The 25,085-nt window shown below is 72.2% G+C and carries 28 protein-coding genes, 2 tRNA genes and 1 other RNA gene; 13 read left to right on the top strand and 18 right to left on the bottom strand.

Annotation, left to right across the window (positions count from 1 at the left end):
- Positions 1–20 precede the first annotated feature (20 nt).
- A complete protein-coding gene (locus FHU28_RS01045) occupies positions 21–755 on the bottom strand; it encodes a class I SAM-dependent methyltransferase (protein ID WP_184679962.1) in 735 nt (244 codons plus the stop codon).
- A gap of 415 nt (positions 756–1,170) precedes the next feature.
- Between FHU28_RS01045 and FHU28_RS01040 the strand changes: the two genes are divergently transcribed.
- Both FHU28_RS01040 and FHU28_RS01035 read left to right on the top strand, forming a co-directional pair.
- Positions 1,171–1,794 carry a DUF6230 family protein gene (locus tag FHU28_RS01040; protein WP_184679961.1) on the top strand — a complete coding sequence of 208 codons (624 nt, stop codon included), beginning with the start codon at positions 1,171–1,173 and terminating at the stop codon, positions 1,792–1,794.
- A gap of 77 nt (positions 1,795–1,871) precedes the next feature.
- Complete coding sequence (locus tag FHU28_RS01035; protein WP_184679960.1) at positions 1,872–3,470, top strand: DUF6114 domain-containing protein; 1,599 nt, start codon at positions 1,872–1,874, stop codon at positions 3,468–3,470.
- Between the two features lie 45 nt (positions 3,471–3,515).
- Here the strand turns inward: FHU28_RS01035 and FHU28_RS01030 are convergent, their stop codons facing one another.
- Complete coding sequence (locus FHU28_RS01030) at positions 3,516–5,186, bottom strand: DUF885 domain-containing protein (protein ID WP_184679959.1); 1,671 nt, start codon at positions 5,184–5,186, stop codon at positions 3,516–3,518.
- A 72-nt stretch (positions 5,187–5,258) separates the two neighbouring features.
- Between FHU28_RS01030 and FHU28_RS01025 the strand changes: the two genes are divergently transcribed.
- Positions 5,259–6,233, top strand: coding sequence for a DMT family transporter (locus FHU28_RS01025; RefSeq protein WP_184679958.1), 975 nt, complete (start codon positions 5,259–5,261; stop codon positions 6,231–6,233).
- 3 nt (positions 6,234–6,236) lie between these two features.
- Here the strand turns inward: FHU28_RS01025 and FHU28_RS01020 are convergent, their stop codons facing one another.
- Together FHU28_RS01020 and FHU28_RS01015 are read right to left on the bottom strand one after the other, a co-directional pair.
- The gene (locus FHU28_RS01020; protein ID WP_184679957.1) at positions 6,237–7,307 is read right to left on the bottom strand and encodes a PHP domain-containing protein; all 1,071 of its coding nucleotides are present in this window, start codon (positions 7,305–7,307) and stop codon (positions 6,237–6,239) included.
- 57 nt (positions 7,308–7,364) lie between these two features.
- Positions 7,365–8,105, bottom strand: coding sequence for a M23 family metallopeptidase (locus FHU28_RS01015; RefSeq protein WP_184679956.1), 741 nt, complete (start codon positions 8,103–8,105; stop codon positions 7,365–7,367).
- A gap of 110 nt (positions 8,106–8,215) precedes the next feature.
- Here FHU28_RS01015 and FHU28_RS01010 point away from each other — a divergent pair, with 110 nt between their 5' ends.
- The 4 genes from FHU28_RS01010 to FHU28_RS00995 all read left to right on the top strand — a co-directional run bounded on the left by FHU28_RS01010 (position 8,216) and on the right by FHU28_RS00995 (position 10,124).
- Complete coding sequence (locus FHU28_RS01010; protein WP_184679955.1) at positions 8,216–8,611, top strand: hypothetical protein; 396 nt, start codon at positions 8,216–8,218, stop codon at positions 8,609–8,611.
- Positions 8,612–8,684: 73 nt separating this feature from the next.
- Entirely contained in the window at positions 8,685–8,855 is a 171-nt protein-coding gene (locus tag FHU28_RS01005; protein ID WP_184679954.1) for a hypothetical protein, read from the top strand.
- 122 nt (positions 8,856–8,977) lie between these two features.
- Positions 8,978–9,502, top strand: coding sequence for a tRNA adenosine deaminase-associated protein (locus FHU28_RS01000; RefSeq protein WP_184679952.1), 525 nt, complete (start codon positions 8,978–8,980; stop codon positions 9,500–9,502).
- A gap of 148 nt (positions 9,503–9,650) precedes the next feature.
- On the top strand, positions 9,651–10,124 hold the full coding sequence (locus tag FHU28_RS00995) for a nucleoside deaminase (RefSeq protein ID WP_363927069.1): 474 nt from the start codon (positions 9,651–9,653) through the stop codon (positions 10,122–10,124).
- A gap of 13 nt (positions 10,125–10,137) precedes the next feature.
- On the opposite strand, the gene FHU28_RS00990 is transcribed toward FHU28_RS00995, so the two are convergent.
- From FHU28_RS00990 to deoD, 3 genes are all read right to left on the bottom strand, one after another.
- Entirely contained in the window at positions 10,138–10,605 is a 468-nt protein-coding gene (locus FHU28_RS00990) for an acyl-CoA thioesterase (protein WP_184679951.1), read from the bottom strand.
- Positions 10,602–11,240, bottom strand: coding sequence for a TetR/AcrR family transcriptional regulator (locus tag FHU28_RS00985; RefSeq protein WP_184679950.1), 639 nt, complete (start codon positions 11,238–11,240; stop codon positions 10,602–10,604). Before FHU28_RS00985 ends, FHU28_RS00990 begins: the two co-directional genes overlap by 4 nt.
- 113 nt (positions 11,241–11,353) lie before the next feature.
- Positions 11,354–12,061: a purine-nucleoside phosphorylase gene (deoD, locus tag FHU28_RS00980; RefSeq protein WP_013289061.1), complete on the bottom strand. Its 708-nt coding sequence runs from the start codon at positions 12,059–12,061 to the stop codon at positions 11,354–11,356.
- A gap of 75 nt (positions 12,062–12,136) precedes the next feature.
- Here deoD and FHU28_RS00975 point away from each other — a divergent pair.
- A tRNA-Ser gene (locus tag FHU28_RS00975) sits at positions 12,137–12,223 on the top strand.
- Between the two features lie 64 nt (positions 12,224–12,287).
- Here the strand turns inward: FHU28_RS00975 and FHU28_RS00970 are convergent.
- Positions 12,288–12,872: a SigE family RNA polymerase sigma factor gene (locus FHU28_RS00970; protein WP_311773497.1), complete on the bottom strand. Its 585-nt coding sequence runs from the start codon at positions 12,870–12,872 to the stop codon at positions 12,288–12,290.
- The gene (locus FHU28_RS00965) at positions 12,869–13,537 is read right to left on the bottom strand and encodes a permease-like cell division protein FtsX (RefSeq protein ID WP_184679948.1); all 669 of its coding nucleotides are present in this window, start codon (positions 13,535–13,537) and stop codon (positions 12,869–12,871) included. The genes FHU28_RS00970 and FHU28_RS00965 overlap by 4 nt, the downstream gene beginning before the upstream one ends.
- Before the next feature lie 275 nt (positions 13,538–13,812).
- On the opposite strand from FHU28_RS00965, the gene FHU28_RS00960 reads away from it, so the two are divergent.
- The gene (locus tag FHU28_RS00960) at positions 13,813–14,796 is read left to right on the top strand and encodes an ABC transporter permease (RefSeq protein WP_184679947.1); all 984 of its coding nucleotides are present in this window, start codon (positions 13,813–13,815) and stop codon (positions 14,794–14,796) included.
- A gap of 28 nt (positions 14,797–14,824) precedes the next feature.
- Here FHU28_RS00960 and FHU28_RS00955 read toward each other — a convergent pair whose 3' ends face one another.
- From FHU28_RS00955 to FHU28_RS00930, 6 genes are all read right to left on the bottom strand, one after another.
- Positions 14,825–15,376, bottom strand: a complete 552-nt coding sequence (locus FHU28_RS00955) for a DUF4362 domain-containing protein (RefSeq protein WP_184679945.1) — start codon at positions 15,374–15,376, stop codon at positions 14,825–14,827.
- Positions 15,357–15,869, bottom strand: coding sequence for a SigE family RNA polymerase sigma factor (locus tag FHU28_RS00950; RefSeq protein WP_184679943.1), 513 nt, complete (start codon positions 15,867–15,869; stop codon positions 15,357–15,359). The genes FHU28_RS00955 and FHU28_RS00950 overlap by 20 nt, the downstream gene beginning before the upstream one ends.
- A gap of 83 nt (positions 15,870–15,952) precedes the next feature.
- Positions 15,953–16,474, bottom strand: a complete 522-nt coding sequence (locus FHU28_RS00945; protein WP_184679941.1) for a hypothetical protein — start codon at positions 16,472–16,474, stop codon at positions 15,953–15,955.
- The gene (locus tag FHU28_RS00940) at positions 16,471–17,085 is read right to left on the bottom strand and encodes a hypothetical protein (RefSeq protein ID WP_030502123.1); all 615 of its coding nucleotides are present in this window, start codon (positions 17,083–17,085) and stop codon (positions 16,471–16,473) included. Before FHU28_RS00940 ends, FHU28_RS00945 begins: the two co-directional genes overlap by 4 nt.
- 51 nt (positions 17,086–17,136) lie before the next feature.
- Positions 17,137–17,649 (bottom strand): NUDIX domain-containing protein, encoded by a 513-nt coding sequence (locus FHU28_RS00935; protein ID WP_184679939.1) that lies wholly within the window; start codon positions 17,647–17,649, stop codon positions 17,137–17,139.
- A 21-nt stretch (positions 17,650–17,670) separates the two neighbouring features.
- Positions 17,671–19,008 (bottom strand): helix-turn-helix domain-containing protein, encoded by a 1,338-nt coding sequence (locus tag FHU28_RS00930; RefSeq protein ID WP_184679937.1) that lies wholly within the window; start codon positions 19,006–19,008, stop codon positions 17,671–17,673.
- 198 nt (positions 19,009–19,206) lie between these two features.
- Between FHU28_RS00930 and FHU28_RS00925 the strand changes: the two genes are divergently transcribed.
- Together FHU28_RS00925 and FHU28_RS00920 are read left to right on the top strand one after the other, a co-directional pair.
- Positions 19,207–19,539: a YciI family protein gene (locus tag FHU28_RS00925; RefSeq protein ID WP_184679935.1), complete on the top strand. Its 333-nt coding sequence runs from the start codon at positions 19,207–19,209 to the stop codon at positions 19,537–19,539.
- Positions 19,536–20,756 (top strand): RNA polymerase sigma factor, encoded by a 1,221-nt coding sequence (locus FHU28_RS00920; protein ID WP_184679933.1) that lies wholly within the window; start codon positions 19,536–19,538, stop codon positions 20,754–20,756. The genes FHU28_RS00925 and FHU28_RS00920 overlap by 4 nt, the downstream gene beginning before the upstream one ends.
- A 20-nt stretch (positions 20,757–20,776) precedes the next feature.
- Here FHU28_RS00920 and FHU28_RS00915 read toward each other — a convergent pair whose 3' ends face one another.
- The 3 genes from FHU28_RS00915 to FHU28_RS00905 all read right to left on the bottom strand — a co-directional run bounded on the left by FHU28_RS00915 (position 20,777) and on the right by FHU28_RS00905 (position 21,948).
- Positions 20,777–21,169, bottom strand: a complete 393-nt coding sequence (locus tag FHU28_RS00915) for a hypothetical protein (RefSeq protein ID WP_184679930.1) — start codon at positions 21,167–21,169, stop codon at positions 20,777–20,779.
- A complete protein-coding gene (locus FHU28_RS00910) occupies positions 21,166–21,735 on the bottom strand; it encodes a hypothetical protein (RefSeq protein ID WP_184679928.1) in 570 nt (189 codons plus the stop codon). The genes FHU28_RS00915 and FHU28_RS00910 overlap by 4 nt, the downstream gene beginning before the upstream one ends.
- A 128-nt stretch (positions 21,736–21,863) precedes the next feature.
- Positions 21,864–21,948, bottom strand: a tRNA-Ser gene (locus FHU28_RS00905).
- An 81-nt stretch (positions 21,949–22,029) separates the two neighbouring features.
- Between FHU28_RS00905 and ffs the strand changes: the two genes are divergently transcribed.
- Positions 22,030–22,119: signal recognition particle sRNA small type (ffs, locus tag FHU28_RS00900), an RNA gene on the top strand.
- 107 nt (positions 22,120–22,226) lie between these two features.
- On the top strand, positions 22,227–25,049 hold the full coding sequence (locus FHU28_RS00895) for a DNA polymerase III subunit gamma and tau (RefSeq protein ID WP_184679926.1): 2,823 nt from the start codon (positions 22,227–22,229) through the stop codon (positions 25,047–25,049).
- Positions 25,050–25,085: the final 36 nt, after the last annotated feature.

Genomic DNA, 25,085 nt, shown 5'->3' with positions numbered 1-25,085 from the left:
TGTCTGCGGCAGGTGGTGGGTCAGAGGCGCCGCACCGCGTACCGGGTGCAGACCCAGTCCTCGGTGTACGGCAGGTCGGGCCGCTGCCCGACGATCTCCCCGCCGTTCGCGGCCACCAGCCGCGCCATGTCGGCGTCCGGCACCGCTGTCATCTTCATCGGCGCCGGGTACTTGAGCAGCCGGCGCTGCGCCCAGCTGATCAGGCGGAACGGCGCGAGCTTCCAGATGACGCCCTTGGCCGTACGAGCCGGCTCGGTCGGCAGGCCCACGACGGCGACCCCGCCGGGCCGCAGGACGCGCAGGAACTCGGCGAGGTAGCTGTCGATCGCCGGGCGCGGCAGGTGCTGCAACACGAGCGCGCTGTAGACCAGGTCGAAGTGGCCGTCGGGGAACTGGCTCAGATCCGGCGCGTCGTTGAGGACGAAGCGGATGTTCCCGGCGCTGCGGTCCAGGCGCCGGGCGGTCTCCAGCATCGACGGGGCGATGTCGACGGCGACGACCTCGTCGGCGTGCGGCGCGAGCGCCTGCGACAGCCGACCGGCCCCGCATCCGAAGTCCAGCGCGCGTTCCCATCGCGTGGGCAGGCCGAGCCGGCTCAGCCATCCGGTCGTCTCCTCGACGTCGGCGCGGCCGGTGGCCAGGAACTCCTCGACGTCCCACTGTCCGCCGCGCTTACCCGGCTGGACGAGGACGGCCCACAGCGGATCTTCGGCGCCCAGCTTGGTCCAGTCGCGCCGTACGTCGTCGAGATTCACGCCGAAACCCTAGGACATCCGGGGGTCCGGCTGGATCGACCCGGTCAGTCTCGGGCTCGGATGTTCGGCCGACGACACTGCCCCGAACGGCCATCGCGCTCGACGCACTGTACATTTGTTACTCGATTGTAATCCCTCGATATTTCATCACTGTGGGTTGATCGGGTGCTCGATGACGGTGCTTTTGCCCATTTTGGCGGCCTTTCCTTGCTCCGGATGGTCGACGCCTGGTGATGGCGAGCCGCCTTCGCAGCCCACTCGTGTTACCACCGGGTACACGAGGGGGTTGTGAGCTGCGCCGCATCGGGTGCACGATCAGGCTCGATCGTTACCCGTCGGTAACAGAGGGCGGGGCCCGGCGCGGGCCGCCGGTTCGACAACCGGCCGCCGCGCACATTCGCTCGAGGAGGAACCCGTGCAGAATCGGCTCGACAACCAGGGTGGTACCCGGTGGCGGCGGTTCGCCGCCATGATCGTGCCCACCACGGCCGCCGCCGGTGCCATCCTGTTCGGCATGTCGACCGGCGCCATCGCCTCCGACATCACCGTGTCCGGGCAGACCTTCAAGATCGGCGCGGACCGCCTGGAGGGCGAGGGCTTCAAGCAGTACGGCGGCATCGTCCGCGAGAAGGGCGAGGACGGCAAGGCCGGCGCGACCCGCCCGGTCGCGATGGCCGAGATCAGCAGCGCCGAGCTGTACAACCTCTGCCAGTCCGTCCGCGCCGACCTGCCCGGCCTGCCGGTGGTGCTCACCATCAACGCCGGCGAGGGCAAGGACCCGGCCCGCGCCAAGGACCTGGTGATCGCGATGGACTCGCTCGAAGGCAACGCGACGTTCACCAACATCAAGATCGGCCGTGACGCCAGCGACCTGAACCCGACGGCCCAGCAGGGCTCGTTCGGCCAGAACTCCGACCGGGTCACCATCCGCGACCTGAAGCAGGTGTCCCGCTACACCACGTCCTCGACGTTCAACCTGGTCGGGCTGCGGCTCAAGGTCAACGTGGGCGACGACGCCAAGGGCAAGGAGTGCTTCTGAGCTGAGCACGGCCCGCGGTGGTCGACCACCGCGGGCCCGCCCCACCGTCCCCGCCCCCGCTCCGCCAGGAGGAGTACGTGACAACCGTCGAACCGTCCCACGCCCGGCTCGGCACCGCGGCCCGGACGTGGCGGACCTTCCGCCGCTGGCAGCGGCGCCGGCCGTTCTGGGGTGGCCTGTTCATCATCCTGGCCGGGGTGGAGATGCTCGCCTCCACCCGGCTGACCCTCAACGGCCTGAGCTTCAGCAGCGGCGCCACCGGCCTGCTCTCGCTGCTGATCCCGGCCATCCTCGTGACCTGCGGCGTGCTGCTCTGGCTCAGTCCGGCGCAGCGGCTGTTCTACTCGATCGTCGCGGCGGTCACGACCATCTACTCGCTGATCGGGCTCAACCTCGGCGGCTTCTTCCTCGGCCTGCTGCTGGGCATCGTCGGCAGCGCGCTCGCCTTCGCCTGGGTGCCGACCCGTCCGGCCGGTCCCGCCGCTGACGAGCGCGACACCGAGGCGGACGACGAGCGCGACACCACGGTGGACCCGCGGGACACCGGCCAGCCCGACGGCGACGGCCCGGTCGGCGGTGAGCAGGTCGGCGTCGACCAGTTGCTCACCCGCCGGCCGGCCGGCACGGAACCCGCCGACGAGCAGCCGGCCGGGGAACGGCCGACCGTCGAGGTGCCGGCCGCCGTACGGCCGGCCGTCGAGCAGCCGACTGCCGAGCGACCGGGCGGGGAGCGGCCGGTCCCTCGGCAGTCGGTGAACGGGCAGCCGGCCGGATCCGACGGCGGCCCGCCGGAGTGGGCGGGCCGTTCGGCGGACCCGCGCGCCTTCGGCATCGTCCTGGTGGTGCTCGGTCTCGCCGCCGCCGGCCTGGCCGTACAGCCGAGAGCGGTGCAGGCCGCCCCGAGCCGGCCCGCCACGAGCGCCTGCCCGACGAAGCCCGCCACGCCGCCGCCCGGCGCACCCACGGCGAAGCCCACCCCGACGCCGAGCGCGAGCCCGACGCGGGAGGGGAACATCATCACCGACTTCTTCGACGGGATCGGCGACCTGTTCCGAGGCGGCAGCGGCAAGAGCGCTACGCCCTCGCCCACACCGACCGCAGACGAGTCGGCCGCCCCGACGAGCAAGCCGACGACCCGCCCCGGATCGACCGACTGCCCGGCGCCGGGCAAGCCGGGCAAGGAGGAACCGGCGAAGCCCGGAAAGGTGGAACCGGGCAAGCCACTGCCGCGTATCGCCGCCGACCCGAGCCTGCCGAAGGTGGCCCAGCAGCCGTCGAAGCTCACCGGCTCCAAGGTGACCATGACCGGGCTGCGGTTCGAGGGGATCACCGACCTGCGGACCGAGCAGGGCGTGCTCAAGGTGCTGAAGTTCAGCATGAAGGAAGCCGTGACCGACGACTTCCTGCTGGTCGCCGACGGCCCGCGCGGCCGCACCCAGCGGTACGCGACCGACCGTCTCACCGTCCGCGACGACGTCGCGTTCTACTGCACCCGGTTCGTCGGCAAGCTCGCCGGCATCAAGCTGACGCTGACCCCGGACCTGCCCTTCCCGGACGGCCTGCCGGTCACGCTGCCCATCCCGGTGACGTTCACCGACCCGGTCATCGACCTGGCGTACGTCACCAGCAACACGCTCACCGGCCGGCCGACGCTGCGGCTGACGCTCGGCGCCTGACGCGACGGGTGCCGGCGGAGCCACCGCCGGCACCCGGAAACCGGCTCAGAGCCGGGCCAGCGCCTTGCGCAGCGGGTCGAGCCCCAGCGAGCCCAGGTCGAGCGCCTGGCGGTGGAACTCCTTGAGGTCGAAGTCGGCGCCCTTGCGCACCTTCGCCTCCTCCCGGGCCTGCAACCAGATCCGCTCGCCCACCTTGTACGACGGGGCCTGCCCGGGCCAGCCCAGGTAGCGGTTCAGCTCGAAGCGCAGGTTCTCGTCCGGCACCCGGCAGTGCGCCCGCATGAACTCCCAGCCCAGCTCCGGCGTCCACCGCTCGCCCGGGTGGAAGCCGAACGGGTTGTCCTTCGGGATCTCCAGCTCCAGGTGCATGCCGATGTCCACGACGACCCGCGCCGCGCGCAGCGCCTGCCCGTCGAGCATGCCGAGCCGGTCACCGGGGTCGGCGAGGTAGCCCAGCTCGTCCATCAGCCGCTCGGAGTAGAGCGCCCAGCCCTCGCCGTGCCCGGAGACCCAGCACAGCAGCCGCTGCCAGCGGTTGAGCAGGTCGGCCCGGACGGCGGTCTGGGCGACCTGGAGGTGGTGACCCGGCACGCCCTCGTGGTAGACGGTGGTCACCTCGCGCCAGGTGGAGAAGTCGGTGATGCCCTGCGGCACCGCCCACCACATCCGTCCCGGCCGGGAGAAGTCCTCGCTCGGGCCGGTGTAGTAGATGGCGCCGTCGCTCGTCGGCGCGAGGCAGCACTCGATCCGGCGTGCCTGCTCGGGAATGTCGAAGTGGGTGCCGTCCAGGTCGCTGACCGCCTGGTCGGCGAGCGCCTGCATCCAGTCCCGGAACGCCTCCTTGCCGCGTACCGTCCGCGCCGGGTCGGCGTCGAGCGCGCGTACCGCGTCGTCGATCGAGGCGCCGGGACCGGCGATGCGCGCGGACACCGTCCGCATGTCGGCCTCCAGCCGGGCCAGCTCGGCGAAACCCCAGGCGTACGTCTCGTCCAGATCGACCTTCGCGCCGAGGAAGTACTGCGAGGCCAGTTCGTAGCGCTCCCGCCCGGCGGCCTGCTTCTCCCGCCCGGCCGGCGCCAGTTCGGTGCGCAGGAACTGCCCGAACTCGGCGGTGGCGGCGGTCGCGGCGGCCGCGCCCTTGCGCAGCTCCGCGCCGAGCGCGCCGTCGGCGTCGAGCCGCTCGACCATGCCGTGGAAGAAGTTGTCGCCCTCCGGGTCGACCCAGACGTCGCACTGCTTGGCGACCTCGACGAGCTGCACCTGCGAGCTGACCCGTCCCGCGGCGGCGGCCTCGCGCAGCGTGCGCTTGTAGCCGTCGAGCGCCGACGCGAAGCGGTTGAGCCGGGCGGCCATGTTGGCCTTCGCCTCCTCGCCGTCGGTCGGCATGAGGTCGAAGACCATCCGGATCTCGTGCAGCCCGCTGGCGATGACGTTGACCTCGCTGCCGGTCTCGCCGGCCTCGTACCGGGCCAGCTCCAGGCCGAGGCGCTCCTGCATGGCCTCCTTGGCGGTCCGCTCCGCCTCGGTCGCCGGCTCGGTCACGTCGAGTTCGCCGAGCGTGCGCCGGGCCAGGTCGGCACGGGCCGCGTAGCCGTCGGGCGACAGGTCGTCGAGCTGGTCGTCGTAGCCGGCGATGCCGACGTAGGTGGCCCCGGTCGGGCTCAGCGGAGCCCACTCGGCCACGTACCGGTTGGCGAGGTCATCGATTCGTCCCACGAGGGGACCCTACGTGACCCCGCAGCCGAATTCCGCACGACATCGTCGTGCCCCTGGGGCAGAGTGTCAGGGGTGACAGTCGATTTCACTCCTGACCGTGCGCCGCTGCGGAGCTGGCTGCCGGGGTTTGTCGCGCTTGCCGCCATCTGGGGTTCGAGCTTCCTGTTCATCAAGGTCGGCGTGGCCGAGCTGCACCCCGTGCACCTCACTCTCTACCGGGTGGCCACCGGCGCGGTCACCCTGCTCGTGGTGCTCGCAGTGCTGCGCGACCGGCTGCCCCGCGACCCCCGGGTCTGGGGGCACATGCTCGTGGTGGCCGCGTTCGGCGTCGCGGTGCCGTTCACGCTGTTCGGCTACGGCGAGCAGCGGGTCGAGTCGATGCTCGCCGGCATCTGGAACGCCACCACGCCGCTGATCGTGCTGCCGCTGGCGGTGCTGGTGTTCCGCACCGAGCGGCTGACCGCGCGGCGGGCGGTCGGGCTGGGGCTGGGCTTCGCCGGTGTGCTCGTGGTGCTCGGCGTCTGGGAGGGCGTCGGCGGCGCCCACTTCGTCGGCCAGCTCATGTGCTTCGGCGCGGCGGCCTGCTACGGGCTCGCCATTCCGTACCAGAAGAAGTTCGTCGCGGGCAGCGCGTACTCCGGGCTGTCGCTGTCGGCGGCCCAGCTGCTGGTGGCGACCGCGCAGCTCGCGCTGGTCGCGCCGTTCGTCGGGACGCCGCCGTCCCCGGCCGGCCTCTCCCCGCGCGTGATCGCGAGCGTGCTGGCGCTCGGCGCGCTCGGCACCGGGCTCGCCTTTGTCATCAACATGCGCAACATCCGGCTGGCCGGGGCGAGCACGGCGTCCACCGTGACGTACCTGGTCCCGGTGTTCGCGGTGCTCGTCGGCGCGGTGGTGCTCGGCGAGCGGATGAACTGGCACCAGCCGGTGGGCGCGCTCGTGGTGCTGGCCGGCGTGGCGGTCGCGCAGAACCTGTTCGGCCGGCGGCGCCCGCGCCCGGAGGCGGTCGCACCGGCCGCCCGCACCGCCGAACCGGCCACCCAGGGCTGACCCTCAGCTCCGGCCGGCCGTCCACTTCACCAGGCGGTCGGCCGTCCAGGTGTTCACCACCCGCTTCGCCGGCACCCCGCACAGCGCGGCGCGCTCGCAGCCGAAGCGCTGCCAGTCCAGCTGGCCGGGGGCGTGCGCGTCGGTGTCGATGGCGAACCGGCACCCGGCCTCCAGCGCGAGCCGGATCAGCCGCTTCGGCGGGTCCTGCCGTTCCGGCCGGGAGTTGATCTCGACGGCCACGTCGTGCTCGGCGCACGCGGCGAACACGGCGTCCGCGTCGAACTCGCTCTCCTTGCGGGTACGCGCGCGATGCCCCCGGTCACCGGGCCCGGTCACGCCGGCCGGCCGGGAGGACACCATCCGGCCGGTGCAGTGACCGAGGATGTCCAGGTGCGGGTTGGCGATCGCCGCCAGCATCCGGCGGGTCATCTTCGCGCGGTCGTCGTTCAGCCCGCTGTGCACCGAGCCGACCACCACGTCGAGGCGGGCGAGCAGGTCCTCGTCCTGGTCCAGCGAGCCGTCGGCGAGGATGTCCACCTCGATGCCGGTGAGGATGCGGAAGCCCTTCGGCAGCGCCTCGTTCACGGCGGCGACGTGGTCGAGCTGCTTGCGCAGCCGCTCCGCGGTCAGGCCCCGGGCCACAGTCAGCCGGGGCGAGTGGTCGGTGAGCACGAGGTACTCGTGGCCCAGCTCGACCGCCGCCAGCGCCATCTCCTCGATCGGTGAGCCGCCGTCGGACCAGTCCGAGTGGGTGTGGCAGTCGCCGCGCAGCGCGTCCCGCAGCTTCGCCGCCGCCTCGTCCAGGTCGGTGCCCTCGGTGGCCAGGAGCCGGCGCAGGTAGACCGGCTCCTCGCCGGCCAGCGACTCGGCCACGCAGCGGGCGGTGACGTCACCGACGCCGGACAGCTCGGTCAGCTTGCCGGTGCGGGCCCGTTCGGCCACCTCGGCGGCGGACAGCGCGCCGAGCGTCTTGGCCGCCGACCGGAACGCCCGGACCCGGTAGGTGGCCTCGTTCGCCCGTTCCAGAAGGAACGCGATCCGGCGCAGGTCGGCGATGGGATCCCGGGCACTCATGTCCTGGAACCTACGCGCTCGCGCCGTCCGCCGCGTGACCCCGCAACCGCGAGTCGGTCAGCCGCTGCGGGTGGACCGGCCGGGCGACGCCGGGCAGCCGTGCTTGCGCTGCCAGGCGGTGACCTCGGCGACCGGCGAGCGGTTGCCGCCCTTGCGCCACGAGTTCAGGTAGGGCGCCGGCCAGACCACGCCCCGGCGGATCCACCAGTCGTCGGCGCCGGTGCACTTCGGGGAGAGTCCGAAGTGCAGGTGACAGACATTGTTGGCGTTGCCGGTACGGCCGACCTTGCCGAGCTGCTGCCCGGCCCGGACCCGTACCCCCGGGTCGATGCCGGCCGCGATCGCGCTCAGGTGCGAGCCGTAGTAACGCACCCCGTCGTCGCCGAGCAGCGAGACGGACAGCCCGCCGTTGTTCGGGCCCAGCGGCCCGCGCTTGTCGAACCGGTCGACCCGGCTCACCTCCAGCACCACCCCGTCGGTGACCGCCACCACCGGTTCCCCGCAGTCGGCGAACACGTCGGTGCCCGGGTAGCCGCCGTGCGTCGGGTGGTAGTCGACGTTGCCGGCCCGTACCGGGAAGACGCGCTTCACGTCCGTGCCGGCCGGCGACGGCGCGGCGGACGAGGAGGCGGCCGGCGGAGCCGGGTCGGCGGGCTGCGCGGCGGTCGCCACCGGGCTGGGCTCCTGCCACCTGTCGGCCCGCCCGGCCGGGGCGCCGCACCCTGCCGCGAGCGCCCCGACGAGCAGCAGGACCGGGTACGCCTGCCGCGTTCGGCGTCCGATCGATGGCGAGCGCATCCGGTCATCCTGACAGACCACTACCGTAGGGACGAACGCCGCGACCGCGTCACACCCGCCGGTCACGGTGCGTGACGTCGACGTGGATGGTTCGGGGGAAGGGGGCGGCGGTGACGTACGGCTGGCACGGCGGATCCGAGAGGGCCGGTCCGGGGGCGTTCCCGCCTCCGCCGCGTACCCCCTCGGGACTCTTCCCGTCCAACGCGCCGATCCGGCCCAGCTACCGCGAGCCGTACCCGGTCACCGGCGCCGGGGTCGCGGTCGGCGCGCTCGTCGCGTTCGCCTGGCTGCTGCTGTTCGGGCTGCTCGGCCGCAACGTCGCAGGTTACGCCTGGTGGACGCTGCTGGCCGGCGGGCTGGCCTGGGTGGCCGCAGCGGTGCTGGTCCGCCACGGGGACCGGGGGATCGCCACCGGCGTCGCGATCGTCACCGCCGGTGGCTGGAGCATCGCCGCCGCGATCGTCGCGACGCGGTGGGCGCAGACCGGCGACTGGCCGCTCTGGTGACCATGGGTGCCGGTTTCGCTGCGTAGCGAAGGTCACCTTGACGTACGCGCGGTGACGGTCCACGCTCGGCGGTATGGCCTCGACCACACCGCCGCGGCTCGACCCGGAGCGGAGCCGCCGTCGCCTGCAACTCCTCGCCGAGTTGGCCGGTGCCCGCGCGGTGCAGCAGCGCCAGCGACCACAGCGCGCGCGTACCGAACGGCTGCGCCAGCTGATCGCCACCCGTCGGCGCGTCGTCGGCTGACCGGCTTTCTCTTCCAGAACGGCCGGCCCTTACGGGGCGTTGACCGGTCGCCCGCCGACCCGACCGGTTAACGTGCATCGCGTGACCTGTCGGCGTGCTGCCGAGGCCAATTTGGGGGGACCGTGTCGTACTTCGCTGCTGCCGTGGCGCGCGTCGACGGCGACTGGACCGCAGGCGAGGTGAGCCTGCGGGGCGTCACCGACATCGAGGAGGTGGCGGACCGGCTGCGCGACGTCGAGCCGGACGCCGACCTGTCGCTGCTGTTCGTCGAGGCGGACGACACGTACCTGGTCGTCCTCCGCCTGGACGAGGGGGAGGACCTGCGGGTCTTCGGCTCCGACTCGGCGTACGCGGAGGAGTCCCGCCTGGGCGCGCTGCTGGTCGGCGACCTGAAGACGTCGGTGACCGGGCTGGAGGACGTCGACGAGCCGCGCGAGTCCGGCGGGGACGAGGAGACCGAGCAGCCCGCAGTGGACCCGGAGGCCGACCCGGTGGGTGACGCGGACCTGCTGGCCGACCTGGGCATCCCGGCGCAGAAGCTGCTCGCGCTCTGCGCGCACGAGGGTTCCATGCCGGCCGACGTCACCGCCGAGGTCTGCCAGGTACTCGGCTGCGTGGACGAGGTCGAGGAGCTGCGTGAGGTCTGAGCCCGGGGAGTCCCGGACGCCCGGCGCCGCCGAACCCGCCGACGCGACCGATCCGGCGCTGGAGACCGTACGCCCGGGGCAGCCCACTCCCGGCCGGGCCGCGCGCGTCGGCCCCGGCGCCGACGAGGCGCTCGCCGACCCGGGCGCGGTGGGCCGCCGACAGCGGCACGAACTCTGGATGCGCCGTGCCCTGGAGGTAGCGGTGACCGGCCCGGACAGCCCGACCCCGGACCGGGACGCCGACGACGTGCCGGTCGGCGCGGTGCTCTACGGCCCCGACGGCGCCGAACTGGCGATCGGGCGCAACGAGCGGGAGCTGACCGGGGACCCGACCGCGCACGCCGAGGTGCTGGCGCTGCGCCGCGCCGCGCACCGGCTGGGCCGGTGGCGGCTGGACGACTGCACGCTCGTGGTCACGCTGGAGCCGTGCACCATGTGCGCCGGGGCGATCGCGCTGGCTCGCGTCTCGACAGTGGTGTTCGGCGCCTGGGAACCGAAGACCGGCGCGGTCGGGTCGCTCTGGGACGTGCTGCGCGACCGCCGCGTCACGCACCGCCCCGAGGTGTACGGCGGTGTGCTGGAACGCGAGAGCGCGGCGCTGCTGCGCGCGTTCTTCCGCTGACCGTCCCCGGCCCTCAGGCGCTCGTCGGAGCCGGGCGCAGCAGCGTCGCGGCGATCGCGCGGCCGACCTCGGTCCAGGCGGTCGGGCGCAGCGTGGCCGGGTCCAGCCGGACGATCGACCGGGTGCCCCGGGCGTGCACGGTGGCGCCGTCCACCGAGCGGAACTCGAAGGCGTACTGGGCGCTGCTGGTGCCGAAGTGCTCCAGCCAGAAATGCACGGCCACCGTGCCGACGCCGGTGACCGGTGCCTGGTAGGTGATGGTGAACTCGCGGACCGCGTGGAACACGTCGGGGGCGGCGTGCACGTCCCCGCGGAAGACGACGCCGCGCTCGGCCCAGTAGGGCGTCAGGGCGCGCTCCAGCAGCACCGCGTACCGGGCGTTGTGCAGCAGACCCATGGCGTCGAGGTCGTCGAAGTGCACCGGCACGTGCGCGACGTGCCCGAACTCGGCGGCCTGCCGCTCGACTGTGGTGTGGCTCATGACTGGCCTTCCGGTAGCAGGGTCGGATCCGGGCAGAGCGCCCGCAGCCGGTTCAGCAGGCCCTGGCGGGCGTGCCGGTAGGTGGCGTCCGGGTCGAGCAGCCGGGACCGCATCACCGCGCTGATCCCCAGCGCGTCGATCTCGTACGCGAGCAGTGGCACGTCCAGGTCGGCGGGGAGTTCGCCGAGGTCTACGGCCTCCTGGACGAGGCGTTCGAGGAGCGCCGTCCACCTGCCGAACGCCTCGGCCAGCCGGTCCCGGACCGGGCCAGGGCGGGCGTTGTACTCGAACTCGGTGTTGGCGAAGAAACAGCCGCCGGGCAGCACCCGCGCGGCATAGAAGTCGATCCGGGCCTCGTGCAGCGCGCGCAGCCGGCGTACGCCCCGGGGCGCCTCCAGGGCGGGCGCGAGGATGCGCTCCTGCCACTGCGCCACGGCCCGGTCCACGGTGGCGAGTTGCAGCGCCTCCTTGGAGCGCCAGTGCGCGAAGAGGCCGGACTTGCTCACCTCCAGCCGGTCGGCGAGCTGCGCCAGGGAGAGGCCGTGCAGGCCGACCTCGGTGGCCAGCGCGACGGCGGTGTCCAGCACCGCGGTGCGGGTGCGGTCGCCGCGGGCGATGCGGCCGTCAGAGGTCATGCGGGCAGCGTAGCGGGAAACAAGTACGACCGGTCGTATTTATTTTTGTGACCCGGGTAACGCCGACCGCCCCGCCACCTTGCGGTGACGGGGCGGTCGAGAATCGATCAGGGTCAGGCGATGATGGTGTCCAGCGCGATCTCGACCATCTGGCCGAACGTCTGCTCACGCTCCTGCGACGTGGTCTTCTCACCGGTCTTGATGTGGTCGCTGACGGTCAGGATGGTCAACGCGCGGGCCTTGAAGCGCGCCGCGATCGTGTAGAGCGCCGCCGACTCCATCTCCACCGCCAGCACGCCGTAGTCGGCGAGCCTGTCGTACAGGTCCGGCCGGTCCGTGTAGAAGGCGTCCGCCGCCAGGATCGGCCCCACCCGCATGCTGATGCCGCGCCGCTCGGCCACCTCGACCGAGGTACGCAGCAGCCCGAAGTCGGCCACCGGGGCGTAGTCGATCAGCCCGTCGAAGCGCATCCGGTTCATGTTCGAGTCGGTGGACGAGCCGATCGCCGCCACCACGTCGCGCAGCTGCAGATCCTCGGTCAGCGCGCCGCAGGAGCCGACCCGGATCAGCGACTTCACGCCGTACTCGTTCACCAGCTCGTGGGCGTAGATGGAGGCGGACGGCATGCCCATGCCGGAACCCTGGACCGACACGTCGACGCCGTTCCACCGGCCGGTGAAGCCCAGCATGCCGCGCACCGTCGTGTAGCAGCGGGCCCCCTCCAGGTAGGTCTCCGCAATCCACTTGGCCCGCAGCGGGTCGCCCGGCATCAGGACCCGCTCGGCGATCTCTCCCGGCTCAGCGCCGATGTGCGTACTCATGGCAAAGATCCTGCCAGGCCGGGCCGAGGGATACCGGTTCGGCGTCCAAGCCGGCGGTCCTGTACCCTCGTCGGCGGTGGCGTGTCCGAGCGGCCTAAGGAGCACGCCTCGAAAGCGTGTGAGGGTTTACGCCCTCCGAGGGTTCAAATCCCTCCGCCACCGCTCGTGAACAGCGAGAACGCCCGGTCGATCCGCGAGGATCGCACCGGGCGTTCCGCGTTCCGGGTCAACTCCCGGCGAAGTCCTCGCCGAGCAGCGCGCGGATCCGGCTCAACGCCCGGGCATCCCGCATCTTCACCGCCGACACGGAGATGCGCAGGATCTTGGCGACGGTGGCGACGCTCTGGTCCTCCCAGTGCCGCAGCACCACGATCGCTTGGTCCCGAATCGGCAGCGTCGCCAGCGCGGTCATCAACGCGACGTGCAGGTCCGTCGTCGCCGCCGGTTCCGGCCGCTCGGGGAGGTCGGCGCAGACCACCTCGGTGCCGCTGCGCCGGCTCCGCTGGTCGAAGACGGCGTTCATGAGCACCCGGCGGCTGTACGCGTCGAGGTTCGCGGCGTGCCGGATGCGGGCCCATGAGGCGTACATCCGGGTGAACGTGATCTGGGTCAGGTCCTGGGCGAGGTGCCAGTCCCGGCACATGAGGTAGGCGGTGCGTCTCAGCCGGGGCGCAGTCGCCGCGACGAACGCGCTGAAGTCCTCGTCCCGGGTGCTGCGCTCACGGCGACGGGCGGCGCTCCACCGGGCCAGCGGTCCGGCCGGGCGTTCGGCGGACGGCGTTGCGCGTACGTCGATCTGCCCGCTGGTCACTCACCCTCCCCGGAGCCCGAGTGCGCCGGGCACGGACCGCCCAGGATCTGATCGACGCCGTCCCGGTCGTGGAAGTTCGCCACGAGTTCTGAGTAGTCCTTCGCCTTCGTCAGTGCGACCTGGAAGGACTCAGGCATCTGCTCCGGTTTGACCGCGTCGACCAGATCCGGGTTGTTCCGGTACATCTCCTTGAATCTGGCGTACGCCTCGTCCCGGCTCTGGAACGTCACGCTCCGCACGAGCGGAGCCGACCGGAGCGCGTCGCGCAGGTCGAGTCGCTGCTGATCAGTGATGTCATGTTGCAGGAAGACGCGAATGTCGACCGGCTCGTCACCCCACTGCCGCTCACAGGTTGGGTCGGCGGAGGGCATCAGCGCGCCGGCCGCCACCACCGGCGGCACCGGTTCCCTCGATGCCGGCGTCAGGTTCAGGGCGACCAGGACGGCGGCGATCGTGACGAGACAGGCCCCCGCGCTTCCGGTGACCAGCCGGCGTCTGCGTCGCAGCGCGGCGCCCCCGGCCATGGCCTCCTGGGCCAGGTCTCCGGCCGGGGGTGTGGGTTCCACCCCGAGTGCCCGCTCGAAGAGCACATGCAGTTTCTGGTCCACAACTCGCTCCTGGTGTCCGACGGCGTCCTCTCTTAGGGACCGGTCGAGTCGCCGCATCGGTCACACCGGAGCTCCGGCGGCCGGGTCAGCAGGTGCCGTAGCCCTCGTCGAAGAGGCGGCGGGCCCAGTCCGCGTACCCGGCGATCGTGGCCGGCGGGTTGGTGAGCGCCTGGCTGCTGCGGCGGGCGTCCGGGCGGAGCTGAGTACTCGGCCCCTAGGTATCCGGGCTCGTGTATCTGCGGTGTCCTGCGGGTTAGTGTCAGCGTCCGCACAAGGGAGGAATCGCTGTGGTTTTCACGCCTGAACAACCGTTGGCACCCGCCGGACCGGTCATGTCCCGTTCCGGTGGCTCCTTTCGTCCGCACCTGATCTGGGAGGCGGTGCTGCTGGCGCTGACCGTCGTCGCCGCGGTGGTGTGGTCCTCCCAGGACGGGTCGCGGCTGTCGCCGCTGGTGTTCAACATCGCCTCCGCCGGCCTGCTGGCGACCGCCTTCGCGTTGTCGCTGCGCACCGCCACGCCCAACCTCGCAGTAGTTGCCGTCGCGGCACTCGCCGGCCTGACGTACGCGGAGGTGCTCGACGCCGGCGCCCCGGTCCTCGTCGCGGCGGTCGCCGCGATCGCCGCCGCGGCGTTCTTCGGTCTGGGGATGGGCCTGATCGCCGGGCTGCTGCGGGCGCCCGGGTGGGCGGTGTCGCTGGGCGGGCTGGCCCTGACGCAGGGCATTCTGCTCGCCACCACCGGCAGCGGCGGTCCGCGGCGGCTCGCGAGCGAAGGTTGGATCCGGTCCGACGGTGCCGGGGCCGGGTGGCTGGTGCTGTTTCTCATGCTGTCGATCGGCGGCGCGGTGGTGTGGTCGATCCCGGCGGTGCGGCGGGCGCTGAGCGGCAACCGGGTCGTCGCCGGGGAGCCGCCGTCGCCGTTCGGTGCACGGCTGCTGGGCGCGGTCATCGGCCTGGGCGGTTCCAGCCTGATCGCGGGCGCGGCCGGAGTCCTGCTGGCCGGCCGGATCGGCGGCGCAACCCCATCGGCCGACATCGGCCTGCTGACGTTGGTGGCCGGCGCCGTCCTGCTCGGCGGCGTGAGCGTGGCCGGCGGGCGGGGCGGCTTCGCGGGCACCGTGCTGGGGGTCACCCTGCTGTGCCTGGTGCAGATGACCATCCTCGTCGCGGACGGCCCCCGGTGGCTGTCGACGGTCGTCTTCGCGCTGGCGATCCTCGTCGGCCTGGGCGTCAGCCGGGCGCTGGAGGCCCTGCAACCGGCACTGCCCGCGAGCGTGCCGGGCGCCGGGCCGGCCGAGCCGTTGCGAAAGTACTGACCGCTGTCAGTTCGGCCGGGCGTTTCTGTTACCGGGACGCGGTCAGCGCGGGTACCGGCGACGAGCACTGCCGGAACATGATTCTCCCGTTGGTGACCTCGGGGCCGGTGCACCTCTTCAGCAGGAGACCCTGCCCGCCGCCGAACCTGTCCTGGCGGGAGTCGGTGGTCACCTCCACCGTGCCGTCTCCGCCGACGACGTAGAGGGTCGGGATCGGGTCGCCTTCGGTCGTCGGCGAGGTCACGGCGAGGCGGGCGGGGCGGTGCGCCTCGACGGCGTCGAGGAAGCAGGTGATCGCGGCTTCCGGTATGCGGTCCATGAGCCCGAGCATGTGATCGCCGCAGTTCGCTGTGGCTCCCGCGCCGACGGGGGACGGGGCGTCCGTACCGCCGTTGTTCGTCGCGGCCACGCCGGCTGACACTGTCGCCACTGTCAGGACCGCGACGAGCGCCACGCCACCTGCCGTCCGTCGTCGGCGCAGGCGCTCGCCGCGGGCGCGGACCCGCTCGGGCGGTGCCAGGTTCAGGGCGGCGGTGTCGTCCTCCAGCGCCGCGATGGCCTCACGGATGCGTGCTGACATCGGAATCCTTCCGCTCGTCGTCGGCGGCGAGCAGCGGGGCGAGCGCCGTTCGCGCGCGGGACAGGTAGACCTTGACGGTGCCGGCGGGCATTCCGGTGGTCTCGGCGATCTCGCTGATCGGCAGGTCGGAGAGGTAGTGCAGGACCACCACCCGCCGCTGCGACTCCGGCAGCCGCCGCAGCGCCGCCAGCACCGCGACCCGGTCCGGCGACGGCTCCGGAGCTTCGGGCGGCGGGCCGAGTCTCGCCCGGGCGGTGAGCCAGCGCCGGACGCTGCGCCACCGGTTGGCGGCCAGCCGCCACGCAACCGTCCGTACCCAGGCTTCGGGCGAGTCGTAACTCGACAGCGACGACCAGCGGGTCCAGGCGCGTGCATACGCCTCCTGCACGACGTCCTGTGCCTCGCCGAGATCGCCGCAGACCGCGTAGACCTGGTGCAGGACCCGGGCCGAGGTCGCCGCGTAGAAGGCGTCGAAGTCGTCGCTCGTGCCCATTCGCACCGTCCCTCTCCCTGGCCGTCACACATACACACACCGCCAGGGGGCCACCGGTTACAGCCAGGTGGTCGAGCCGAATGTCAGCAGGGGCCGTAGCCCTCGTCGAAGAGGCGGCGGGCCCAGTCCGCGTACCCGGCGATGATCTCGCGGACGGTGACGCCGTCGTGCAGGAAGAGGTACGCGCGGTCGCCGTCGCGGGCGAGCAGCCCGGCGAAGCGGTGACTGCCGGGCGGCGCCGGCAGGTCGGTGGCGCCGGGGTACGCGGCGCGGACCTCGCCGATCGGTGTGCCGGCGCTGATGCCCTCGGGTGTGCTCATCGGGTCGTCCAGCCAGAGCAGGACGAGCCGGTCGTCGACGAAGATCGGGCTGACCGCCCCGTGCCCGACGAGCGCGTGGCCGCATGCTTCCTCGTCGGCGCGCAGCACGCCGCGGCGGGTCAGGTCCGCCTCGGTGGCGCCGAACTCCGCGTCGCGCAGGCCCTCCAGGCTGACCACCTGGGTGGCGCCGACGGGCCGGGCCGGCCACTGTGGATGAACGCCGCTGCCCGCCACGGACGCGGCAGCAAGCAGTGCGGCGATAAAGCCGAATTGTCGTAATTTCATGCAATCCCCCAGTCACCAACGGGACCGGGGCGATGAGGTTGCTGGTGCTGGCCGGATTGGCGAAGTTCCCACTCTTCGGCCAGCTCGTCCCAGTAGTCGGCAGACAGCCCGCGCCGGCCGTGCGTCAGCCAGCCGTCGGTGTCGCGCTCCAGGTGCAGGCCCAGCTCGGCGAACGGGTCGATCCACGCGCCCGGCTCCGCGCCCAGCCTGGCCAGCGCCGTGTTGATCGGCCACTCGGCACGCGGCCGGTCCAGCGCGGCGTCGTACCGTGGCCCCCAGCTCACCTCGCCGCCCAGCCACACCACCGCCGACTGGTGGCCCAGCCCGCCCGCGAACTCCGCCTCCAGGTACGCCACCGGGCCGCTGGTCGACCAGCGGGCCAGCACCTCCGCCAGCGGCGGCGAGAGCACCAGCCGGAACGGACGCTCGGCGCGCGGCTCGTCGGTGGCGAAGTCCGGCAGCCCGCCGGTCAGCTCCTGCACCAGTTGCGGGGTCACAGGCAGCAGCGCGAAGTCCTGGCGGAGTGCGGCGAGCACCGCGTGGTCCAGGTCGGCGGTCTGCTCGCGAAGCAGCTCGACGTCGGCGACCACGGCGCTGAGCTGGTAACTCATCCGGTCCTCTCGGCGTCCACAGGCTGTGGATGGAACATGTGTACGACGGTCTCAGGTGGTTCCGTTGGTCAGATACCTCGGGCGTCCGTCGCTCAGCGCGGCCACCGCGTGACGCAGCCGATGCCAAACGTACGGGCGAAGCAGCGCCTGCGCATCATCGAGCGCAACGAATCGTGCGTCGGCCAGTTCGCCGTCAGCCGGTTTCAACGGCTCGGCGGGAGGCGGTGCACCGCCGTCGAAGATGAACATCAGGCTGTCGTCCCACGGGCCGTGCGGTGAGACCCAGTCCACCACCAGCAACGGTCCGACGCGCAGTTCGAGACCCAACTCCTCGCGCACCTCCCGCTCGGCGGCCAGGTGCGGCGGCTCGTTCGCCTCCGCCATGCCGCCCGGCAGGTCCCAGTCCGGCTTGTAGCGCGGATCTACCAACAGGACGTCGCCGTCACCGTTGCGCAGCAGTACGTCGGCTCCCACCCGCTTCCGGGGCTGCCGCGCGTTGCCCTCGGCGAGGTGGACCTGCCAGGCTGCTGGATCTCGCTCGTACAGGGGACGCTCGTCGGCCATACCGACGATTGTCGGCCGTCCTCACGCCGTCGGCAGCGGCAGCGCCACCCATCGCCGCTCCCGGATGGTGTCGCGAAGCCGGTCCAGAAGCCGTGGCACGTCCGGGCACCCGACGGCATGCGACCGCAGCAGCAGTGCGAGATGTCTGAGCTGGTCGAGGACGACTGCCGAGCCCAGACCATGGGTGAGTTCGACGGTCTGGTGTGTCAGGTCGCACGCTTCCTCGATCCGTGCCTGTCCGACAAGCGCGGTGGCCAGGAGCATCCGGGCGAGCGCCTGACTCCGCACGCGGTGGGCCGGCCGGTCGGCGGCGCTGCCGTTGAGGATTCCGAGAGCGGCCGTGACGTCACCGAGGCGAAGCAGACACCGCGCCGACTCGATCTCGAATGAGGTGCGGTCGAACGGACTCAGCCATTCGGTGGGTGGAGGTGCCGCCTCCGCGAAGGCGGCCTCAGCCCGGTGAAGGGAAGCGTGGCAGTCGGCGGTGAGACCTGCTGCGGCGAGGCCGCGCGCCTGCAAGGCGAGAAGACGGGCGCGTATCAGAGCACCGGCGTCCTCTTGAGCGATGGCCCCGAGCCCGTCCCTGGCGTGTGAGATCGCGGCCTCCGCGTTTCCGCCGTGGCAGGCGAGGTGGCTCAGGCTTCCGTGCACCTGCGCCACCAACAGCGCGTCTCTGCTGTCGACGGCGAGCGCCAAGGCGTCGAGGAAGTGCCGTCTACTCGTCGTGCTGTCCCCGGAATCGTGAGCCATCCAACCGGCCATCTCGTGGAGGGCAGCGGTCGCCATGAGCACCTGCGGGGAGACGGCAGGAGGGCGACCCGCCGGCACGGAGAAGAGGGCGAGGTGCGCCAGTACGGTGCTGTAGAGGTTCTTGCCGCCAACCTGACGATCTGCGGACCGGAGTGCGCGGATCAGGTGAGGACCCACCTCCACGACATCGGCCGGCGCCGAGGCGTCGCCCGGCGTGGCCGGTAGTCGGAACCACAAGGTGTGCACGGGTATCCGCAGCACGCGGGCCCAATGTGCCAGTCGGTCGAGGTGCACCACCGCTGGTCCGTTCTCGATACGGCTCAGTTGCGCCTGTGTCATCCCGAACCAGCCGGCGACCGTGGCCTGCGGCAGCGGCTGTCGCCCGTGGTAAGGGTGGTGACGGTAGGCGCGGACAACGCGACCGAGGTGACGATCCGCAAGCGCCTGGTGAAGCGGTTCGTGGGACCAGAAGCTGCGTGGAACGTCAGGGGCGGCGACGATGCGGTCCCGCTCCGCTCGTTGACAGGGAGCGCACCGTCCCGAGTCGTTGTCGGCGGCCAGGCTGGCTCCGCAGCGAGTACAACTGGTTCGCTTCGACGCGGCGGTCACTCGCTTATTCAACCCGTTCCGTGACTGTCGGTTATACGTACAACGCATAACCGGTCATGACTACGACGAGAGCTCTGACGTCCCACGTACGAGAATCGCGTGATCGACCTCGTCGGAGGCTGTCGTATCGGGGCGGCGGCGTTCGTAGCAGGAGTGACAGTGGCCCGAGCGGCGGCCCGGAAGGCGAAAGAGGAATCGATGGCGCAGTATCTGATCTCCGTACTCGACGACACGACCGGCTCGGCCACCGAGGCGGAGATGGCCGCGATCGGTGAGTTCAACGAGCGGTTGCGCGCCGGCGGCCACTGGGTCTTCGCGGGTGGCCTCGCGGCACCCGAGACGGCCACAGTCGTGGACGCGCGGGACGGGAACCCGGTGTTCACCGACGGCCCCTACCTGGAGACGAAGGAGTACGTCGGCGGGTTCTGGATCATCGAGGCGCCGGACTTCGACGTGGCGCTCCCACTCGCCGCGCTGGCGTCGCAGCGGTGCAACAGGCGGGTCGAGCTGCGGCCGTTCCTGAGCGCGTGACCGACGTCCGCGAGGTGCTCACCCGGGTCCACCGCGAGGAGTGGGCCCGGGTGGTCGCCACGCTCGCCCGGCGCATCGGCGACCTCGACGTCGCCGAGGAGATGACCGCCGAGGCGTTCGCCGCCGCGGTCGAACGCTGGACGGCCGACGGCGTACCGCCGAACCCCGGAGCGTGGCTCACCACCACCGCGTACCGCCGGGCCGTCGACCGGATCCGGCGCGAGAGCCGGCGGGAGGAGAAGCACCGGGAGGCGCTGATGCTGGCCGACACCCCGGAACCGCTCGGTGTCATCGACGACGACCGGCTCCGCCTGATCTTCACCTGCTGCCACCCGGCGCTGGCCGTGGAAGCGCGGGTGGCGCTGACGCTGCGCCTGGTCGGCGGACTCACCGTGCCGGAGATCGCCCGGGCGTACCTGGTCCAGGAAGCCGCCATGAGCAGGCGGATCACCAGGGCCAAGACGAAGATCAAGGCGGCCGGCATCCCGTACCGGGTGCCGTCCCGCGACGACCTGCCGGCCCGGATCACCGGCGTGCTCGCCGTCCTCTACCTGATCTTCAACGAGGGCTACCTCACCTCCGACCCCGCCAAGGAGGCGGTGCGTGCCGACCTGACCGGCGAGGCGATCCGGCTCACCCGGCTGGTCCGCACGCTGCTGCCCGACGACCACGAGGTCACCGGGCTCCTGGCGCTGATGCTGCTGACCGAGGCCCGCCGGCCCGCCCGGGTCTCCGCGACCGGCGAACTCGTCGTCCTCGCCGAGCAGGACCGCAGCGCCTGGGACCGCGACCTCATCGCCGAGGGGCACGCCCTGGTCCGCGCGTGCATCGCCACCGGCCGGCCGCCGGGCCGCTACCAGATCCTGGCCGCGATAAACGCCGTACACACCGACGCCCGCGACGCGCGGGACACCGACTGGTCGCAGGTCGCCGCGCTCTACGACCATCTGGTACGCGTCGACCCGTCGCCGATCGTGCGACTCAACCGGGCGGTGGCGGTCGCCGAACTGGACGGGCCGCAGGTCGCGCTCGCCGAGGTGGAGGGGTTGCCGCTGGACGGCTATCACGCGTACCACGCCACGCGGGCCGAGCTGCTGCGGAGGATGGGGCGGGGCGGGGAGGCGCGGGAGGCGTACGACCGGGCGATCGAGTTGGCGGGAAACAGCGCGGAGACGGCGTATTTGAGGCGGCGGCGGGACCAGTTGGGCGGCTGGTGAGCGCCCTGCGCGAACGGCTTCTAGCCGAGTTCCTTGGCATGCGGTAAGCCGTGCACGCCCCACCATGCCTCGATGCTGACACCGTGCCCCAGGCCGGCATCCACGGTGTGGTGCAGGCCAAGGTCGACGATGCGATCGTCGTGTGGGCTGAACGGATTGGCGAGGTCTGCCCCCAACACTGGACCGAAGGAGTCGAGCAACGGCTTCCAGAGGTTGGTCCAGGTGCGACCAGGGCCGGTGGTGAGACTTAGCTGCATCCATACCGGGCCGGGGTCGGCCGGAACGACACGCGCCGCCAGCAGTTCCCGCAGCTCCTCTTTCCATGCCTTGTGTTCGTATGAACCGACCAGGTGAGTGGTGAGCCGGGGCCGCAAGGCTGTCTGTGCGACCTCATGACCGCCGATCTCGCTCAACCCTCGCCTGGTGTCCGGACGGTGAAGAGCTTGGCTTGAATTCGATCCTTGAGAATGTCGAAGGGTCCGACGGATTCTTGGACGTCGAGAGCGATTTTCTCGTCCGAGTGCCGGTAGTCGTCGTAGTAATCCGAGTAACGCTTCCCTGGGGCGCCCGCAACGACAGGGTCGGCGTAGGCGAGGACGACGTACTTGGACAGCCCTGGGACCGACTTTCGATCGTGGAGTTGCTGAACGCACCTCTGGAACTCGTGCAGGTTCTGGAGGCTGGGACCACCCTTGAAGCCGGACGAGACGCCCGTATAGGGGTCAAACCGCTGCGGGTGCACGTAGAACTTGAACTCGACGAACGCCTTCTCGTCGCCGCTATGCAAGACGAGGTCGATTCGTTCGCACTCCACGAACGGCTCCACGCCCTCGTCGACGCCAGGCACATGCCGGCAGAAGAAATAGCGAAAGACCGACTCGTTCCAGCTGGCCAGCGGCGCCCGTCGGAGTTCGCCGGGCATGAACTCGATGGTGCGGCGGAAGGTTGACCGGACAATCCCATCCAGGCTCTGCCCCATCGACGGAACGTATCAGCCTGGCTTCTGGGCAGCGCTGAGGACAGGGCGGCGAGCCGGAACGACCGCAGAGATGACGAAGGGCCGGTCCCTGACGGGGCCGGCCCTCGCGTACGTGCTGCTCAAGCGAGCGGAGGATACGAGATTCGAACTCGTGAGGGTGTAAACCCAACACGCTTTCCAAGCGTGCGCCCTAGGCCTCTAGGCGAATCCTCCGCGAGCCAGGATACAGGTCTCCCGACGGCGGGCCACCCCACCCTCCCGGAAGATCCACAAGGCTTCGGGTAGGCTTGGCGTCACCTCCCGTGCGGCGGTACCTCGTGAACCTCCCCAGGGCCGGAAGGCAGCAAGGATAAGCGAGCTCTGCCGGGTGCACGGGAGGCCTTTCTGTCTCCCGGGCCGGGTAACGTCGCTGCGGGTCGGGTCACGGGGTGGTGGGTGGTCACCCGGGGCCGACCGGCGCAGAATGGCTCGGTCGAGAGGAGGCGGGACGGGTGGCACTGGCCCTTTACCGCAAGTACCGGCCGCGGACGTTCGCCGAGATCATCGGCCAGGACCACGTCACCGAGCCGTTGTCGCAGGCGCTGCGCAGCGGCCGGCTGAATCACGCGTACCTCTTCTCCGGCCCTCGGGGCTGCGGCAAGACCTCCAGCGCCCGGATCCTGGCCCGCTCGCTCAACTGTGAGCAGGGCCCCACCCCCGAGCCGTGCGGGCAGTGCGATTCCTGCCGCGAGCTGGCCACCGACGGCGCCGGCTCGATCGACGTGATCGAGATCGACGCGGCCAGCCACGGTGGTGTGGACGACGCCCGTGAGCTGCGGGAGAAGGCGTTCTTCGCGCCGGCCCGCAGCCGCTTCAAGATCTACGTCATCGACGAGGCGCACATGGTCTCGTCGGCCGGCTTCAACGCGCTGCTCAAGCTGGTCGAGGAGCCCCCGGAGTACGTCAAGTTCATCTTCGCCACCACCGAGCCGGAGAAGGTCCTCGGCACGATCAAGTCGCGGACCCACCACTACCCGTTCCGGCTGATCCCGCCGAAGGTGCTCCGCCCCTATCTTGAGCAGCTGTGCGAGGCCGAGGGCGTCACTGTCGACCCGGCCGTCTTCCCGCTGGTGGTCCGTGCCGGTGGCGGCAGCGCCCGGGACAGCCTCTCCGTACTCGACCAGCTCATCGCCGGCGCCGGCCCGGAGGGTGTCGGCTACGCGCGGGCCGCCGCGCTGCTCGGCGTCACCGACTCCGCGCTGATCGACGAGATGTGCGACGCGCTCGCCGCCGGTGACGGCGCCGCCGCGTACGCCACAGTCGACCGGGTCGCCGAGGCCGGCCACGACCCGCGCCGCTTCGCCTCCGACCTGCTGGAACGCCTGCGCGACCTGATCGTGCTCCAGCAGGTGCCGGATGCCGCCGCCAAGGGCCTCATCGACGGCCCGGCCGACCAGATCGAGCGGATGGCCGCGCAGGCGCAGCGCCTCGGCCCGGCCACGCTGTCCCGCTGCGCGGACATCGTGCACAACGGCCTGGTCGAGATGCGCGGCACCACAGCGCCCCGGCTGCTGCTGGAGCTGATCTGCGCCCGCATGCTCCTGCCCGGCGCGGACGACTCGTCCGGCGGCCTGCTCCAGCGCCTGGAGCGGATGGAACGCCGGCTGACGCTGGGCGGCGCCGAGCTGCCGCCGGCCGCCGCCGACTCCGCACACCCCACCCCGACCTCTGAGGTACGCCCGGCGCCTCCCGCCCCGGGCGCGGCTGCCGCCGCGATCCACGCGGACACCGCCGGCATGCCGGCGGCTCCCGGTGCCCCGACTGGTGCCGCTGCCGCCCGCGCCGCTGCCGCCGGTTCCCGCAGCGCCGCACCCGGTTCCCGTCCGGCCCCCGCAGTGGCGGAACCAGCAGGTTCCCCGGCACCGGCCGTGCCCGATCGGGCTACCGTCGACGACCCGGCCGTCGCCTCGGACGCCCCCGCCCGCCGCCCGGTGCCGCCGTCCGCGGTGATGCCGGATCCGGCCACGCCCGAGCCGCCCCGCCCCGGCGCGGCGAATCCGGGGGCGCTCGACGCGGTGGCGGTGCGCCGGGTCTGGCCCGAGGTGGTCGGCAAGGTGAACCGGAGCAACAAGCGGATCGCCGCGCTGATGCGTGACGCGGTGGTGCGTGACCTGGACGGCGACACGCTCGTGCTGACCGTGAAGTCGACGGTGCTGGCGAAGATGATGGCCGACCACGCCGCCGTGCTGACCGACGCGCTCTACGAGGAGTTCGGCGGTCGCTGGCAGATCCGCTGCGAGGTGGCGGGCGAGCGTGGCGCAGCCTCGCTCGGTGGCCCGTCCCGCCCGTCCGGCACGGCGCGGCCAAGCGATTCCGCGCCCGACCGGGCCCCGGCCCGCCCGGCGTCCGATCCGACGGGTTCGGCGTCCGGCCGACCGGACTCCGGCGCGGCCGGCACCGCTCAGGCGCGCTCCGATTCCGGCAGCGCGGCCGACTTCTCCCACTCGACCGCACCCGACGCGAGCCGTCCCGGCTCGGCGGACGCCGGACCGGGCCGTCCCGACTCCGGTGCTGCCGGTCGTCCGGCATCCGCCGGTCTCGGTGACGCCCCGGGGCAGCCGCTGTCCGGCTCGGCGGATGCCACGGCCGACCGGACCAGCGGGAGTCAGGGCGCGGGAAGCCAGGCCACCGGGAGCCAGGGCGGGGGACCGGCGGGCCGGGCCGGGACCGGCTCGGCCGGTGCCACGGGCAACCGAACCACCGGGAGCCAGGTCGCGAGCGGGCAGGCCGACGAGGACGACTGGCCGGAGCCGGTCCGCCCCGGTGGCGCGGCCACCAGTGCCGCTTCGGCGGCGACGGCCGTGGACGGGGAGGACTGGCCGGCGGCGGCGCGTCCGGGCGGGGGCACAGCCACCGCAACCGCCCCTGTCGTCGTACCCAAGCCTGCTGCACCCGCGACGGCGCCGGCCGGTGGGGCGAGGCCGGCGGGCGGCGGGCCGAAGAACAGCGCGATCGCGGCGGCGCGTGCGGCTGCGGCGGCGGCTGCTGCGGGCGGCGGCCCCGGCAAGGGGTCGCGCGCGGCGCAGCCGGCGCGGAAGACGGCCGATGCCGAGTGGGCGGGCGAGCCGCCCTACGACCCGGACTTCGACGGCCCGGTGCGGGGCGGGCGGGCGCCCGCCGCGGCGCCGGCCTACGAGGGGTTCGACCCGGGCGACGAGCCGCTTGACGACGTGATCGACGAGCGGACGGCCCGGCAGTCGAGCGAGGAGCAGGCGGTTCAGCTGCTGCGTGAGACGTTCGGGGCCGAGAAGATCGACGAGGTGGACGCGCGCTGAGCGCGCGCCGACCGTGAGGAAGCGGCGCCGCGGCCC

Source organism: Micromonospora echinospora, assembly GCF_014203425.1.
Classification (GTDB): Bacteria; Actinomycetota; Actinomycetes; order Mycobacteriales; family Micromonosporaceae; genus Micromonospora; species Micromonospora echinospora_A.
Note: the sequence above shows the minus strand (reverse complement) of the source record. Positions and strands in the feature narration are given on the sequence as shown.

What these genes read in the sequence shown, in the direction of transcription:
- FHU28_RS00910 (WP_184679928.1), bottom strand. Translation starts at nt 21,735, where the DNA reads ATGGGGCAGAGCCTGGATGGGATTGTCCGGTCAACCTTCCGCCGCACC.
- FHU28_RS00945 (WP_184679941.1), bottom strand. Translation starts at nt 16,474, where the DNA reads ATGAAATTACGACAATTCGGCTTTATCGCCGCACTGCTTGCTGCCGCG.
- FHU28_RS01020 (WP_184679957.1), bottom strand. Translation starts at nt 7,307, where the DNA reads ATGAGTGCCCGGGATCCCATCGCCGACCTGCGCCGGATCGCGTTCCTT.
- FHU28_RS00960 (WP_184679947.1), top strand. Translation starts at nt 13,813, where the DNA reads ATGTCCCGTTCCGGTGGCTCCTTTCGTCCGCACCTGATCTGGGAGGCG.
- deoD (WP_013289061.1), bottom strand. Translation starts at nt 12,061, where the DNA reads ATGAGTACGCACATCGGCGCTGAGCCGGGAGAGATCGCCGAGCGGGTC.
- FHU28_RS00950 (WP_184679943.1), bottom strand. Translation starts at nt 15,869, where the DNA reads ATGGGCACGAGCGACGACTTCGACGCCTTCTACGCGGCGACCTCGGCC.
- FHU28_RS00990 (WP_184679951.1), bottom strand. Translation starts at nt 10,605, where the DNA reads ATGAGCCACACCACAGTCGAGCGGCAGGCCGCCGAGTTCGGGCACGTC.
- FHU28_RS01015 (WP_184679956.1), bottom strand. Translation starts at nt 8,105, where the DNA reads ATGCGCTCGCCATCGATCGGACGCCGAACGCGGCAGGCGTACCCGGTC.
- FHU28_RS01005 (WP_184679954.1), top strand. Translation starts at nt 8,685, where the DNA reads ATGGCCTCGACCACACCGCCGCGGCTCGACCCGGAGCGGAGCCGCCGT.
- FHU28_RS00985 (WP_184679950.1), bottom strand. Translation starts at nt 11,240, where the DNA reads ATGACCTCTGACGGCCGCATCGCCCGCGGCGACCGCACCCGCACCGCG.
- FHU28_RS00925 (WP_184679935.1), top strand. Translation starts at nt 19,207, where the DNA reads ATGGCGCAGTATCTGATCTCCGTACTCGACGACACGACCGGCTCGGCC.
- FHU28_RS00955 (WP_184679945.1), bottom strand. Translation starts at nt 15,376, where the DNA reads ATGTCAGCACGCATCCGTGAGGCCATCGCGGCGCTGGAGGACGACACC.
- FHU28_RS00965 (WP_184679948.1), bottom strand. Translation starts at nt 13,537, where the DNA reads ATGCGGCGACTCGACCGGTCCCTAAGAGAGGACGCCGTCGGACACCAG.
- FHU28_RS00940 (WP_030502123.1), bottom strand. Translation starts at nt 17,085, where the DNA reads ATGAGTTACCAGCTCAGCGCCGTGGTCGCCGACGTCGAGCTGCTTCGC.
- FHU28_RS00935 (WP_184679939.1), bottom strand. Translation starts at nt 17,649, where the DNA reads ATGGCCGACGAGCGTCCCCTGTACGAGCGAGATCCAGCAGCCTGGCAG.